General features: G+C 65.5%; 17 protein-coding genes. 6 read left to right on the top strand and 11 right to left on the bottom strand.

The features are described from left to right. Nucleotides 1-23 precede the first annotated feature (23 nt). From AB4079_RS00895 to AB4079_RS00885, 3 genes are all read left to right on the top strand, one after another. Nucleotides 24-560: a carboxymuconolactone decarboxylase family protein gene (locus tag AB4079_RS00895; RefSeq protein ID WP_441785392.1), complete on the top strand. Its 537-nt coding sequence runs from the start codon at nucleotides 24-26 to the stop codon at nucleotides 558-560. A 76-nt stretch (nucleotides 561-636) separates the two neighbouring features. After that, nucleotides 637-1068 carry a VOC family protein gene (locus tag AB4079_RS00890; RefSeq protein WP_441785391.1) on the top strand — a complete coding sequence of 144 codons (432 nt, stop codon included), beginning with the start codon at nucleotides 637-639 and terminating at the stop codon, nucleotides 1066-1068. A gap of 56 nt (nucleotides 1069-1124) precedes the next feature. Beyond that, a complete protein-coding gene (locus tag AB4079_RS00885; protein ID WP_441785390.1) occupies nucleotides 1125-1760 on the top strand; it encodes a putative glycolipid-binding domain-containing protein in 636 nt (211 codons plus the stop codon). Nucleotides 1761-1817: 57 nt separating this feature from the next. On the opposite strand, the gene AB4079_RS00880 is transcribed toward AB4079_RS00885, so the two are convergent. Continuing rightward, complete coding sequence (locus AB4079_RS00880) at nucleotides 1818-2522, bottom strand: DUF2306 domain-containing protein (RefSeq protein ID WP_441785389.1); 705 nt, start codon at nucleotides 2520-2522, stop codon at nucleotides 1818-1820. A 118-nt stretch (nucleotides 2523-2640) separates the two neighbouring features. On the opposite strand from AB4079_RS00880, the gene AB4079_RS00875 reads away from it, so the two are divergent. Further along, a complete protein-coding gene (locus AB4079_RS00875; protein ID WP_441785388.1) occupies nucleotides 2641-3288 on the top strand; it encodes a TetR/AcrR family transcriptional regulator in 648 nt (215 codons plus the stop codon). Here the strand turns inward: AB4079_RS00875 and AB4079_RS00870 are convergent. The 3 genes from AB4079_RS00870 to AB4079_RS00860 all read right to left on the bottom strand — a co-directional run bounded on the left by AB4079_RS00870 (nucleotide 3257) and on the right by AB4079_RS00860 (nucleotide 5175). Continuing rightward, nucleotides 3257-4066, bottom strand: a complete 810-nt coding sequence (locus AB4079_RS00870) for a Ppx/GppA phosphatase family protein (protein ID WP_441785387.1) — start codon at nucleotides 4064-4066, stop codon at nucleotides 3257-3259. The two genes, AB4079_RS00875 and AB4079_RS00870, sit on opposite strands and share 32 nt — an antisense overlap. A 218-nt stretch (nucleotides 4067-4284) precedes the next feature. Next, a complete protein-coding gene (locus AB4079_RS00865; protein WP_441785386.1) occupies nucleotides 4285-4545 on the bottom strand; it encodes an aminoglycoside adenylyltransferase domain-containing protein in 261 nt (86 codons plus the stop codon). A 6-nt stretch (nucleotides 4546-4551) separates the two neighbouring features. After that, complete coding sequence (locus tag AB4079_RS00860; RefSeq protein ID WP_441785385.1) at nucleotides 4552-5175, bottom strand: TetR/AcrR family transcriptional regulator; 624 nt, start codon at nucleotides 5173-5175, stop codon at nucleotides 4552-4554. A gap of 72 nt (nucleotides 5176-5247) precedes the next feature. On the opposite strand from AB4079_RS00860, the gene AB4079_RS00855 reads away from it, so the two are divergent. After that, complete coding sequence (locus AB4079_RS00855) at nucleotides 5248-6153, top strand: aldo/keto reductase (RefSeq protein ID WP_441785384.1); 906 nt, start codon at nucleotides 5248-5250, stop codon at nucleotides 6151-6153. A 32-nt stretch (nucleotides 6154-6185) separates the two neighbouring features. Here AB4079_RS00855 and AB4079_RS00850 read toward each other — a convergent pair whose 3' ends face one another. The 4 genes from AB4079_RS00850 to AB4079_RS00835 all read right to left on the bottom strand — a co-directional run bounded on the left by AB4079_RS00850 (nucleotide 6186) and on the right by AB4079_RS00835 (nucleotide 9399). Further along, nucleotides 6186-6623, bottom strand: coding sequence for a VOC family protein (locus AB4079_RS00850; RefSeq protein ID WP_441785383.1), 438 nt, complete (start codon nucleotides 6621-6623; stop codon nucleotides 6186-6188). A 74-nt stretch (nucleotides 6624-6697) separates the two neighbouring features. Beyond that, the gene (locus AB4079_RS00845) at nucleotides 6698-7087 is read right to left on the bottom strand and encodes an MmcQ/YjbR family DNA-binding protein (RefSeq protein WP_441785382.1); all 390 of its coding nucleotides are present in this window, start codon (nucleotides 7085-7087) and stop codon (nucleotides 6698-6700) included. A 72-nt stretch (nucleotides 7088-7159) separates the two neighbouring features. Beyond that, complete coding sequence (locus AB4079_RS00840; protein WP_441785381.1) at nucleotides 7160-8347, bottom strand: hypothetical protein; 1188 nt, start codon at nucleotides 8345-8347, stop codon at nucleotides 7160-7162. Between the two features lie 104 nt (nucleotides 8348-8451). Further along, nucleotides 8452-9399, bottom strand: coding sequence for an alpha/beta hydrolase (locus AB4079_RS00835; protein WP_441785380.1), 948 nt, complete (start codon nucleotides 9397-9399; stop codon nucleotides 8452-8454). Nucleotides 9400-9460: 61 nt separating this feature from the next. On the opposite strand from AB4079_RS00835, the gene AB4079_RS00830 reads away from it, so the two are divergent. Continuing rightward, nucleotides 9461-9931, top strand: coding sequence for a MarR family winged helix-turn-helix transcriptional regulator (locus tag AB4079_RS00830; RefSeq protein WP_441785379.1), 471 nt, complete (start codon nucleotides 9461-9463; stop codon nucleotides 9929-9931). A 349-nt stretch (nucleotides 9932-10280) separates the two neighbouring features. Here the strand turns inward: AB4079_RS00830 and AB4079_RS00825 are convergent, their stop codons facing one another. The 3 genes from AB4079_RS00825 to AB4079_RS00815 form a co-directional block, all read right to left on the bottom strand. After that, on the bottom strand, nucleotides 10281-10682 hold the full coding sequence (locus AB4079_RS00825; protein ID WP_441785378.1) for a nuclear transport factor 2 family protein: 402 nt from the start codon (nucleotides 10680-10682) through the stop codon (nucleotides 10281-10283). Nucleotides 10683-10785: 103 nt separating this feature from the next. Further along, nucleotides 10786-11130: a YybH family protein gene (locus AB4079_RS00820; protein WP_441785377.1), complete on the bottom strand. Its 345-nt coding sequence runs from the start codon at nucleotides 11128-11130 to the stop codon at nucleotides 10786-10788. A 135-nt stretch (nucleotides 11131-11265) separates the two neighbouring features. Beyond that, entirely contained in the window at nucleotides 11266-11823 is a 558-nt protein-coding gene (locus AB4079_RS00815; RefSeq protein WP_441785376.1) for an ABC transporter substrate-binding protein, read from the bottom strand. Nucleotides 11824-12056: the final 233 nt, after the last annotated feature.

The raw sequence follows: 12056 nt of genomic DNA, 5'->3' as shown, positions 1-12056 counted from the left end.
GGGGCGACACCCTCCGTCACAGGATGCTGATTGCCACGATCTCGCGCCTGTCAGGGATGCGGTTGCCGGATGCAGCGCGGGTGGCGTTCTACCGACAGGACTTCGCGGGCCCCACCATCGGAGCGTGGACCCAGCGGGCGATGCGGGGACCCAGCACTTGGTCGGTGTCCGAGCGCGAACTCATGGCGGCCATGGTCGCAACATGGAACATGTGCCCGTTCTGCGTCGGTGCCCACAGCGCCGTGGCGATCCGCGGCATGCCGAAGGCGGTCGTCGACGATGCGCTCGCGGACTTCCGCGCGGCTCCGATTTCGGACAAGCTCAAAGCCGCGTTGGCCTTCATCGAGAAGCTCACAATGGCGCCGGAAGAGCTGACCGCAGTGCGGCAAAGACACTCCTTCGGCGCGGCTACGGCTGACAAACTGCGGGAGCAGAATGACCGCGCATCACAGAGCAGGGAGAACGATGACCGCCGTAGGTGTACTCGCACATTTCGAGGTCAGGCCGAATACCGATCATCTCTCGACTGGCGGTCCGGTCTCGTCCGCCCGCAACGCTGACCTCTTCGCCGAGCCCCCACAATTTCAGAGGATCGCCATCCTTCAGGCCCGGCTCGGAAGCTAGCGGGACTCGGTCATGCCGCGCAACCGGTCCGTTCCGTCATCGTCAGTCACGCCGGTCCTTACGTATCCGAACGTTGGGGACGCGGTGGCGTGGCTGACGCGCGTCTTCGGCTTCGTTGAGCATGTCCGGATCGGGGACCATCGGGCGCAACTTGGATTCGGTGACGGAGCCCTGATCGTTGCGGATGCTTCGCAAGGACGCCGGTCGCCCGACGTTGACACCGCAGCCACTCACTCGGTGATGGTCCGCGTGGACGATGTCGACGCCCACTACCGGAACGCGCTGGCGGCCGGGGCGAGGATACTGAGCGAACCCGCGACCCATTCCTATGGCGAGCGGCAGTACGCCGCCGCCGACTTGGCCGGCCACCGCTGGATGTTCACCCAGTCCATCGCTGACGTGGCGCCGGAGGAGTGGGGCGGGTCGACCGTCGACCCCTGGTAGCGAGACCGGCATCGCCGGCATCTCGGCGAACGGTGTGCGGGAAAGGAGCTGACCCGATGCGGGGAGCAGTGCGGCACGTGGAGTGGACCGGGGACGAGGACGCCGAGCGGCTGGAGACGGCCGTCGTGACGTTCGGCGTCGATCGTCTCGATGTTCTCGGCACATCGCGGACGACCGACTACGTTGCCAGCTGGGTGCTGGTGACAGGACCCGACTGGGTCACCCGCAGGCTGGCGGTGTCCGTCTCAGGGCGCACCTTCACGCGCACGCTGGAGTTGAGCAGGGACGGGCAGGGGCGATGGGACAGCTCGAGCTCCGCCCAGGGAGAGGCCGAATACCACGGGGAGCCGATGCCGCGCCCCGGCCTTTCCGACGTCCATGCGGTCGACGGTGCGCTCGACTGCGATCTTGCACTCTCTCCTGTCACGAACACGATGCCGATCCGTCGTCTCGGCGCTCTGGACGGTCTCGAGGAGACCGAGCTCACTATGGCGTGGGTGGCTCTCCCGTCGCTCACCGTCACGGCGAGCCGGCAGGCGTACAGCGCTGCTGCCGGCTTCGATCCGTCGTCCGGCTGGGGAGTGGTGCGCTACCGCAGCCTGGACAGCGAGTTCATGGCAGACCTGACCGTGGATGAGGACGGCCTCGTCGTCGACTACCCCGGGATCGCGCGGCGTATCCGCACCGCGTGAACCCAGCGGACCGGCTGCGGCAAGCCAGGCGGCATGCGACGCACACGCTGCGGGTTTTCAGGGGTTTTGGTTGGTCAGCGTTGGCTGACGTGGTCGGTGGGTGCGGCGGGCACGTTGTCGGTTCAGCTTGCGGGCGAGGACCATGGCGATGACCAGGTTCGGTATGCCGGAGGTCCAGGGAAGGAAGGGGTAGAGGGTTTCGAACGTGCCGGTTGCCAGGAGGACGGCATTCTCGGCTCTGAGAACGACTGCGACGAAGGTGAGGCTGAAGTTGGCGATGATCCAGAATCGGTGGGCGGCGATGTCGTGTTTGACGGCGATCGCCCGAACCGCAAGTGCAAGGGTCACCAGCCAGGCGACGCCGAGGAGGAAGAATCCGCTTGTGACGATGATCTGGCCACCCGTGATCGTCCCGGGGTAGGCGTGGAAGGACATGAAAATGGCTCCGGTCGCGGCGACGGAAACCGCGACAGCGTAGATCTTCCCGATCGTGCGGTGCCGTCTTCCCGGGGTTCGCCTCAGCGCGACGATCAGGTTGATCGGGCCCAGGACCAGGGCGACAGCACCGGCGCCGATGTGGATCAGGAGGGGCACCTGATACGTCGCGTATGTTTGCGCCTGCTGGGAGAAGTAGTAGTGGCCCACGATCGGGACCAGCGGCATCACCACCAGGTACAGCGCCGCCATCAGAACCGCGACGACGAAGCTTGGAACCACGACCAGCCCGTAGACCGCGCGGTATCGAGAGGTTGAGGATGCCATGTCGCCTCCTTCGCTTGAAGCGCGAGTGCCAGGTCTCTACGCCTCTAATGCTACACCGTGTAGCGATTGTGGCGGCAAAATAGGGACGGGTAACGACCGGTGGAAGTACTGTGGCGGCATGGCAGACAACGTGATGATTCGTCCTGGGGGTCGAGCGGCTCGCATCGCCGAAGCCGTATATCAGGCGACTCTTGCTGAGTTAGCGGCCGGACCTTACGCGGCAGTCACCATCGACTCCATCGCTTCGCGTGCGGGGGTTGCGCGATCCACTTTGTACCGACGGTGGTCGACGAAGGAGCGGCTCGTGCTTGATGCCGTGGTCGCCGTCGGCGGCGAGTTGGTTGCCATGCCGGACCCGTCGTCGTCGTTCGAATCGGCTCTGATGCACGTCGCGACCACGATCAGTACCACCATCACCACCAATCCAGGATCCTCGATCCTGCGCGCGTACATCGCGGGTGAATTCGATGCGGACGAATTGCAGGTTGCCTTCCGCCGCTGGCGGGAGCAACGTCTCACGGCTGTCCAAACGGCCGTGGAATACGCGATCGTTCGAGGCGAGCTGAGCGAAGACACTGACGCGGCCCGCCTGCATCTTCAGCTCCTCGCCCCGATCTACTACACCGCTCTGGTCGAGCGGCGGCCGATGACACGGGAAGCCATCCGGGAGCATGTGGAGCTGACGGCCAGAGCGGCACGCTCCGGATACTTCTCCAAAGACATGCCCTTGGCGGCTATTCCAGATGATCGAGGTAACGGAGGATGATGCCTTCTCGGAGAGCCCAGGGGCACACCTCGAGCTCGCCCACCGCGAAGGCGCGCATCGCCTCGCGAAGGACCACGCTGCCGGCGACGATCTGGAAGGTGCGGTCCGCGGTGATCCCTGGGAGCGCCACGCGTGCGTCCGCTGGGATGCGAGCCAGTCGCGGCACCCAGTCGGTGAGCCCGGCTTGAGTCAGAGTCACGCGTTCAGCGCCGCCGGGCCGGGATGTGGTCGAGCCGGCTAGACGTGCCAACGAGCGGATCGTCTTCGAGGTGCCGATCACATGGTCGTCGCCGGAAAGCTCGAACTGCTGCACTGCTTCGTGCAGCGTGGCTCGTGCATGGTTGCGGAGCGCGTCCAGCTGCTGCTCCGAAGGCGGGTCGTCGTGCAGGAAATTGATCGTGCTCCGTCCTGCACCGAGAGGGACGGAGACGGCGACGTCGGGGTACTCGTCGACGCCTGCGGCGATCTCGAGCGAGCCGCCGCCGATGTCGAGGAGGAGGATTCGCCCGGATGACCATCCGAGCCACCGGCGCACAGCGAGGAAGGTCAGACGGGCCTCATCGCCGCCCGAGAGCACTTGCAAATCGACCCCGGTCCGAGCCCGAATGCTTTCGAGGAGTTCCGGGCCATTGGTCGCCTCGCGAATGGCGGACGTCGCAAAAGGAAGAAGCTCGTCGATGTTCTCCTCATCAGCAACACGCATCGCCGCTGTGATGGCGTCCAGGATGACAGCGCAGCCCTCGTCGCTGACAGCCCCAGCCGGCGTGATGTACCGCATGACGCGGAGGACCGACTTATGTGTAGCTGCTGGTATCGGTCGGGCACCTGGGTGAGCATCGACAACGAGCAGGTGAATGGTGTTGGAACCGACGTCCAATACTCCTAGGCGCACGGTCCGACACTAGCGTGGCGTGATTCACCGTGAGCTACCGGGGCGACCGAGCGAAACGCGCCGTCGCGGAGTTGGGCGGATCACCTTCTCTGCCGTCACGCGTCCTACCGGTAGGCCTCAGCGAGACGTGTCGTGCACGCGATGAATTCGACGGTCTGTTCGAAAGCGTGAGGGTCGGCCGGTTGTGAGACATTGATCTCGGTGTCCTGCCGCTCGCGCCAGCACAAGTCGATGAGCCCATGCCACCGAGCATCCAGGTGCTGTTTGGCCCACGCAACGCCTTGGCGTTTGGATGTGATCCTGCCTTCGTGAAGGTCCTCCGCGAGGAGTCCATCCTGTCCTCTTGTGTCACCACACTGGCGCATTTTTCGTCAGGAGCCGGACCGGATGCCGGCGAACAGCAGGTCCAGCATCCTGCCCGCCTGCCCGGGTTGGAGTGAGTTCGCGGCGAGGAAGATGCCGACAAGGCTGGCGGCGATATCGTCGGCTCGCACGTCGTTGCGGAGGGTGCCCGCCCGTGCGCCCGCGTCGAGGAAGCGCTGCAAAGTCTCCGTGATGAGGGCGCGGGTGTCGGATGGGTCGATCACACCTGCCTTCGATAGCGCGCGCAACGACTCGGCCATGCCGCGTTTGCGACCCACGAAGTCGGCGTAGTCGTCCATCCAGAGTCGAAGAGCCGTGGCCGGTTCGTGGGTGCCGAGCATTTCCGTGGCGCGGGCCACGACCAGCGCGAGCCCGTCGCGGTGAACGACCTCGACCAGGGACTCGCGTGTTGGGAAGTGTCGGTAGAGGGTGCCGATCCCGACGCCGGCGTCGCGGGCGATCGCCTCGAGGCTGACCTGCTCGGCTCCGGAGGAGAACGCGGCACGTGCGGCCTCGAGGATCCGCTCGCGATTGCGTTGGGCGTCCGCGCGGACGCGTGGCGCGATTGGGGCCGGGGCACCGGCGAGTGTCGGGTCGACGGTGGGATGCTCGGCAACCATAAGCGGAGGCACCTCCGTTAATGCTATCGTTCGGATTGCGGAGGAGCCTCCGTTACGTCTCAGTATGTCAGAGGAGCCCCGCACATGTCAGACACCACCACTCTCCGGCCCGGCGGCGAAGCCCACTTGGCCGGGCGTCCGATCGCACGAATCGGGTACGGAACTATGCAGTTGGGCGAGCTTCCGGTGCACGCTGGCGTGGCTCCGGACGCGGCGGTCGCGCTTCTGCGTCAGGCCGTCGAACTCGGCGTCAACCACTTCGATACGGCACAGTTCTACGGCGCAGGATTCGCCAACGAGATGCTGCGCAGAGCGCTCGCACCTTTCGGCGACGACATCGTGGTCGTGAGCAAAGTGGGAGCGAAGACCGGCCCCGAGGGCACTCCGTTGGTGTCTGCACAGAAGCCGCACGAGCTGCGCGAAGAGGTCGAGGCCAACCTCGCCGGCCTCGGCGTGGATCGGCTGGGAGCAGTGAACCTACGGCGCACCGGCAGCGGAGTCGGACTCGAGGCGATTGGCGACCAAGTGGTCGATCTTGACGATCAGCTCGCCGAAATGATCGCCCTGCGCGACGAGGGCAAGATCGGCGGCATCGGCCTGAGCACCGTGACTCTCGAGCAGCTGCAACAGGCGCTGCCTGCGGGCATCGTCACCGTGCAGAACTCGTACAGCTTGCTGGCTCGCTCCGACGAACCGCTGCTCGAACTCGCTGAGCGCGAAGGCATCACGTGGGCGCCATATTTCCCGCTCGGCTCGGCCTTCCCCGGATTTCCCAAAGTCACCCAAGCACCCGAGGTTCTCGATGCCGCGAGGGCCCTCGGCGCCACGCCGGCCCAGATCGGGCTCGCCTGGCTGCTGCAGCACTCGCCACAGATGCTCCTCATCCCAGGGACCGGCAGCCTCACCCACCTCAGAGAGAACGTCGACACCGGCCGCGTCACGCTGGACGCAGAAACCGTCGCAACACTGGACTCCCTCGCTGGGGACTGACCCTGACCGTGCCGCAATGGGCGTTGCCGGCGTCAGTTCTTCGTCAGGTCCTCGGCAAGCATGACGAGGATACCGCTGGGGCCCCTCAGGTACGTGAGTTTGTAGAGATCCCGGTATGTCGCAACGCCGCGAAGCGGATAGCAGTCGTGTCGCGCGGCTATCTCCAGCGCCGCGTCGATGTCGTCAACCGAGAATGCGACGCGGTGCATGCCGATCTCATTCGGGAGGGTGGGCTCCGTCTCGATCGCGTCGGGATGGAGGTACTCGAAGAGCTCCAGTTGACCGTGACCGTCCGGCGTTCTGAGCACAGCGATCTTGGCGTGGTTCCCGTCCAGGCCGACGGCGGTGTCGGCCCACTCGCCGCTGATCGTGTCGCGGCCGACGAGTTCGAGGCCCAGGTCGGTGAAGAAAGAGATCGTCGCTTCGATGTCGCGGACCGCGATCCCCACGTTCTCCAATGTGATTGCCATGGTGCGCATGCTACCGAGAGGCGCCACTCTCGTGACCCCGGTCGCGTCTGATGGAACCGTGTGCGGCCACTCCTCTAAGAGCCGATGTCGTCGAACTCACGCCGCAGATACTTCGGAGCCTGTACACGCCATGCCTCCGTCACGAGTTCGTCAAGATGGTCTTCGTCGATGCTTGCCATGCGGAACGCGACCTTCGGCTCACCCCAGGGCGTCGTGGTGCGCAAGAACACGGTGGGCGCCATTTCGACGAGGGCGAGCGCGTCCAGGCGGTCGGCGACTTTCACCCCGACGACGAGTTCGGCGGCGACTATCTCGCGCATGTCAGCGGGGATGCTGGGCCACGGATGGCACTCCCACGCATACAGCTTGCCGCGAACGAACCACGCAGCGCCGCCCGTCGTCGCGCGCTCCTCACTGCCGGGCAGCCGGACAGCGGTCCGGCGAAGGTCGTCGAGAGTCGCCACGGTGCGACCCTATTCCGGACCACCGACCTCGGATGAATGGTGTCGAGATCGTCGGCAGCTGCATCCACCGACCTAACCCTGAGGCGTCGGCATGCACTCGTAGACGTCAACGCTCCAGCCGTCGGCGGTGGGGAAGGCGTGGTAGTCAAATGCCCACGGCGGATTGAGCGAGATTATTTCAAAGCCGTGGTTGCGGGCTTGCTGCTCATACATGAACTTCTGGTTGCCGCACCCCGGCTCGTACGGAATCCCCGCCGGTGTTACGCCACCGTACGGGAGAAGGACCTGGGGTGTGTGAGTTACAAGGTCGAAGTTAGGTGATGGAAGCGGAGTAAGGGTGCCGCCGCTGCCCCCGCTCGACGAACCAGGCGAGTTTCTGGGTGGAGCCGGATTCGTAGGCGCCGTTTTCCCGGCGCTTCCTCCTGCCTGTGCTTCCGCGACCGCCTGTGCCGCTGCTTCCGCAGCCGCCTTCGCGGCGGCCGCGTCTACGGCTGCCTGCGAGTCGTGAACGGCCTGCGCCTTCCCGAGGAAGTCGAGAAGCGACGCGACGAGTGGTTTGTGCGCAGCGCCGGCGGCCGTCGCAGCGGTGGCGGATGCAGTGAGTGCGTCCTTCGATGCCTGGTCCGCCCGCGGGTAGGCGGCCAGAACAGCGGCGAGCGACGCACTCACGCCGGGCACGGCGGGTGTGTCGTCCGCCTGCGCCATGCCAGAGGTGATTGCATCCAGGCGGGCAGAAGCGAGGTCGCGTGCCACGGACAGTTCGTCGACAGCTCGGCGGGTGGTCGCGAGCCAGCCGCGTTCGTCCGCCGCCTGACGGGTCAGGGTTGCCGCCGCCGACTGCAGTTCGGCGGTCGATGAATTGCGGGTCCCCGTCGCCTCCCTCGGGGTGGCCTGCTCACCGGCCGGGAGAGCAAGAGCGCCCGAGAGTCGATCCGAGGATGCCGTCACAAGCCCGAGTTGGCTGGATGTCAGGTAGTCGTGCGCCGCCGATGTCAACTGCTGAAGCTGCCCGGCGAGAGCGGAGACGTCGGCTCTCGTCTTGCCGAAGTCCGTCCGAGCGGCGGTCAGCTGAGCTGAGACCGACGCGAGGCTCCGGCGGGCCTGCTGATACTCGGAATCGGCCTTCGAGTGGTCGGCGACGGCAATGGCGGCAGGCACGCCAGCGGATGCGATCATCACCAGAAGCGCGAAGGAGCCGACCAGCCAGGGATGCTGCCGCAAAGCAGTGTGGACTACCGCAGGCAGACGGGTGGCAGTCACACGCCTCCCTTCACAGACCGGTCAGCCTGACAGTGACAGCGATGGGGGACGGATCACAACACCCCCATCTGGGGGTAACGACGACTACTCATCCGGCCCAGGAATCACCGGTACGGGCCGGACATCACGGTATGGGGGTCGTGCGGCAGCGTCCGCTTACCGATTCGCTGCGTGATGAACAGGGCGGCTCGATCCACGGCTTCATCGGCTTCGTCGATCACGCCGACGAAGGCCGGGAAGACGTGCGGTACGTCGGCGACGATGTCGAGGATCACATCGACGTCCGCTGCCCGCGCGCGCTCGGCCAGGCGAACGGAGTCGTCGAGCAGGAGTTCGTTGGTGCCCACCTGGAGCAGGATCGGGGGGAATCCCGACAGGTCGGCGAGGACGGCAGGCGCGAGGAGCGGCTGGGCCGGGTCTTGGCCGTCGAGGTAGAGGTCTCCGGTGCGCCGCATGCCTTCCCCCGTGAAGAGCGGGTCGATGCCCTCCTTCACGGTCATCGATTCACCGGACCGGGTGTGGTCGAGACCGGGCGAGAAGGCGAGGATCCCGGCCGGCATCGGCAGCCCCGCGTTGCGTGCGGCGAGCGTCGTCGTGACGGCGAGCCCACCCCCGGCCGAGTCTCCGGCCAAGACGATCGACTGCGGGTCGACGCCCTCGTCGAGAAGGTCGCGGTACGCAGCGAGGCAATCCTCGATGGCTGCAGGGAACGGGTGCTCGGGAGCCAGTCGATAGTCGATCGACACTGCCCGTACGCGTGTTCGCTCAACGAGGTGACCTGTCAGCGCCATCGCCGTCTCGGGAGATCCGAGAGAGAACGAGCCGCCGTGGAAGTACAGGATCGTACCCGGATGTGTCCCACCGACCGGATCGACCTGCACCGCCGGGCGACCGCCAACATCCACCCGGGTGCGGGTGATGCCAGACGGGACCGGGAACGCGCTCATGAAATGCGCGAACCCCTCTCGCAGCTGCTCAACGGGCACCGGGCCGCTCGCCTGCGGTGCTGACCGGAGGCGAGCGTCGAGCGCGCGTCGTTGTTCCCTGCTCATCGGTTCTCCCTCGTCGGCCCATGAAATGCATGCCCGGGCATGTAGTTGTAGACTACATGCCGTGGCAACCAAATCGACAAGTGATGCGCTCGGCGCCTTCTTCGACGATCTCGTGCGTTCTGAGACGCGTCTCTACAACGCGCTGGGCGACCGCTTGAGCCGCGACCACGGACTCGCTACCTCCCAATTCGAGTTCCTGCGCTACTTCCGGGACCATCCGGGGTCGCGTGTGGCTGATGTCGCGTCCAACTTCGCCGCCGGCCTTGGCGCCATCAGCAAAGGTGTCGACCGTCTCGAAGCGCGTGGCCTGGTCGTTCGGCACCCGAATCCCGCAGACGGACGCTCTTCGCTCGTCAGCCTCACCAACGCTGGCGGCGATGTTCTCGCCGATGCTGAGACCACCTTCCAGGAGCGGTTGTCCGATCTCGTGTCCTCAACGCTCAGGCCCGACCAAGTTGCCACCGTCGGAGCAGCGCTTGCGACTCTGCGCGCGGCGCTGGAGCGCGACCGGATCGGACTGCCCGTCGGGTAACAGAACCGAAACGGTACCCAGTTGCCCGGCGGCAGCGTCGTCCCGGATGCGGATCCGGGGCGTACACGCGAAGGAATGGCCGGGCAGACGGCCCAGGTGCAAATACTCCCGAGTCACACCCATGCGGTGCGTTCACCGGTTGAGATCGCCGCCGTTTGCAAGCGGTGCTTACCCGCAGGCCCGCTTTCCGGTGGATCGCAGCGGATCGCCTGGTTGACATCGCTAGATGGCGCCGCAACGCCCGTAAGCGGATCCTTCATCCCCCCATGATTGCACCGCTATCCGCCCGGTAATGGATCCATTAGCGTGCACGGCGATCGATCCCTCGCGCAGGCTAGTGAATCGAACGTCACCTGCCACTTGGCTGCAACGGCTCCTTTCGAGGCAGCACGCGGCGATGACTGATTCGCCAGCCCTCGGACGTCCGAATGAGCTGGTCGTGGTAAACCATCGAACCGGATCGGCCGTCAGCAGCGACCCCGAGGCCTTTGCTGATTGCGCTGGCGCTGTCACCAGCGATACTTCGGACGACGACATTGGTGACGTGGTGCGCCAGCGGATTGCGCGAGCCGAGCGATCGGCCTGCGTCGGCGATCGCGGCGATCCCGCGTAGTTCGCCGCCCCCGAGCGCGGACACGTCGTAAACAACATCCACAGTGAACACTTCTCTGAAACGATCGAACTCTCCTTCGTCGACAAGGTGTCCGTGTAGGTTGAGCACTTCGTGGATCAGTAGCCGATCGTCAGTCACGGGCCGATCCTTCCACGGAAGCGCCTCCGCGCGCAGCAGGATCGGTCACCGGGAAGGTGTCCGCACACGACCGGTGAAAGGGCACCGCGCGAATCGTCCGCGGCTACTCGCCGAGAAGGTTGGGCTGGTCGAGGATCCACCGCCAAGTACCGTCCGGCTGCCGGTGAGCTACTTCTGCTGTAGCGCCGCCCGGAAACCTCGTCGAAGTGAGCGCCCAGTCTCCGTTGCGCAACGCCGGTCGCTGCGGTGCTGCCGTGAATGTGGGTCGATCGGCGAGAAGTCGCGTGTAGAACTCGTGAATTTCGGCCTTCCCAATTGCTGTTGTACCGTCCGGGAGTGCCAGCACGGCGTCTTCCTCATAGAGGTCGGTGAGCGCGTCGACATCGCCGGCGTTCGCTTGCTCGATAAACAGTCGGCCGAGGTCTTCAGGCTGCGCTGGACGCTTCATCCCCTCCATGATTGCACCGCCATCCACGCCGTGATGGATCGGCTAGCGAGACGGCTCGCATGCCATGGCTCCACGATGAGAAGGGTCGCCTCCAGCATTGGAGGCGACCCTCTTACCTATCGGCTGTCACTCCTGTCAGAGAGCGCCGAGCAGGTTGTTCAGAAGGTTCGTCAGTCCCTGAAGGCCGGTGCCGTTGTCGAGCAGGCGGGCGACGTTGCAGAGCAGATTGCCCAGAAGGTTGCCACTGCCCGGCTGGGCGGTGATGTTCAGGTTGACCTGGTTCAGGTCGACGATGAGACCCAGCACGTCAAGATGCAGCGGCCCGAGCGTGAGGCTAAGGATGTTGCATGCGGCGGGGTTCGCCGCACTTGTCACGACGCTGCTGGTGGCGACGTTCGTCAGCTGGGTGACGGTCCCCGTTGCCGAGGTCAGCGTGCCGTTGAAGACACCCTGGGCCACGAGCTGGCCGCCCTGGTTCACGAACTTCGTGAGGTTGAACGTACCCGCCAGCGTGCTGCCGTCGGGCAGTACCTGATTGATGTTGACGGGCGCTGCGGTCGCGCGCTGTGCGGCCTGCGAGACTGCCGCTGGCGCTGCTGCGGGGGTGGAGGCTTGTGCGGCCCCGACTCCGGCAACGGCGAATGCACCTGAGAGCACTGCGGTCAGAGCGATGGATGCGATCTTCCTTCTCATGATTCCTCTTTCTCTCATTGTGGCTTCCGGCTTGCGAAGGCGCCTGAACATCCCCCTTGACGAGCTTCTGCGATTTCCCCAGACGGGGGCCACGAGGGGACACGGTACGCGTGTGGGCATGCGATGGAAGAGTGCGGAGAAATCTCCCAGCCGACGAGTCGTGGAGACGGCCGGCAGTACCGTTGACCCAGAGATGCTGGCGGCGAGGCGCTGGCGCCTCGCAAGGGACATGT

This window comes from Leifsonia sp. 2MCAF36, assembly GCF_052115525.1.
GTDB lineage: Bacteria > Actinomycetota > Actinomycetes > Actinomycetales > Microbacteriaceae > Leifsonia.
The sequence above is the reverse complement of the archived record's forward strand: the minus strand, read 5'-3'. Positions and strand labels throughout refer to the sequence as shown.

What these genes read in the sequence shown, in the direction of transcription:
- AB4079_RS00875 (WP_441785388.1), top strand. Translation starts at nt 2,641, where the DNA reads ATGGCAGACAACGTGATGATTCGTCCTGGGGGTCGAGCGGCTCGCATC.
- AB4079_RS00855 (WP_441785384.1), top strand. Translation starts at nt 5,248, where the DNA reads ATGTCAGACACCACCACTCTCCGGCCCGGCGGCGAAGCCCACTTGGCC.
- AB4079_RS00815 (WP_441785376.1), bottom strand. Translation starts at nt 11,823, where the DNA reads ATGAGAAGGAAGATCGCATCCATCGCTCTGACCGCAGTGCTCTCAGGT.
- AB4079_RS00835 (WP_441785380.1), bottom strand. Translation starts at nt 9,399, where the DNA reads ATGAGCAGGGAACAACGACGCGCGCTCGACGCTCGCCTCCGGTCAGCA.
- AB4079_RS00870 (WP_441785387.1), bottom strand. Translation starts at nt 4,066, where the DNA reads ATGCGGTACATCACGCCGGCTGGGGCTGTCAGCGACGAGGGCTGCGCT.
- AB4079_RS00885 (WP_441785390.1), top strand. Translation starts at nt 1,125, where the DNA reads ATGCGGGGAGCAGTGCGGCACGTGGAGTGGACCGGGGACGAGGACGCC.
- AB4079_RS00865 (WP_441785386.1), bottom strand. Translation starts at nt 4,545, where the DNA reads ATGCGCCAGTGTGGTGACACAAGAGGACAGGATGGACTCCTCGCGGAG.
- AB4079_RS00880 (WP_441785389.1), bottom strand. Translation starts at nt 2,522, where the DNA reads ATGGCATCCTCAACCTCTCGATACCGCGCGGTCTACGGGCTGGTCGTG.
- AB4079_RS00895 (WP_441785392.1), top strand. Translation starts at nt 24, where the DNA reads ATGCTGATTGCCACGATCTCGCGCCTGTCAGGGATGCGGTTGCCGGAT.
- AB4079_RS00820 (WP_441785377.1), bottom strand. Translation starts at nt 11,130, where the DNA reads ATGAAGCGTCCAGCGCAGCCTGAAGACCTCGGCCGACTGTTTATCGAG.
- AB4079_RS00850 (WP_441785383.1), bottom strand. Translation starts at nt 6,623, where the DNA reads ATGGCAATCACATTGGAGAACGTGGGGATCGCGGTCCGCGACATCGAA.
- AB4079_RS00890 (WP_441785391.1), top strand. Translation starts at nt 637, where the DNA reads ATGCCGCGCAACCGGTCCGTTCCGTCATCGTCAGTCACGCCGGTCCTT.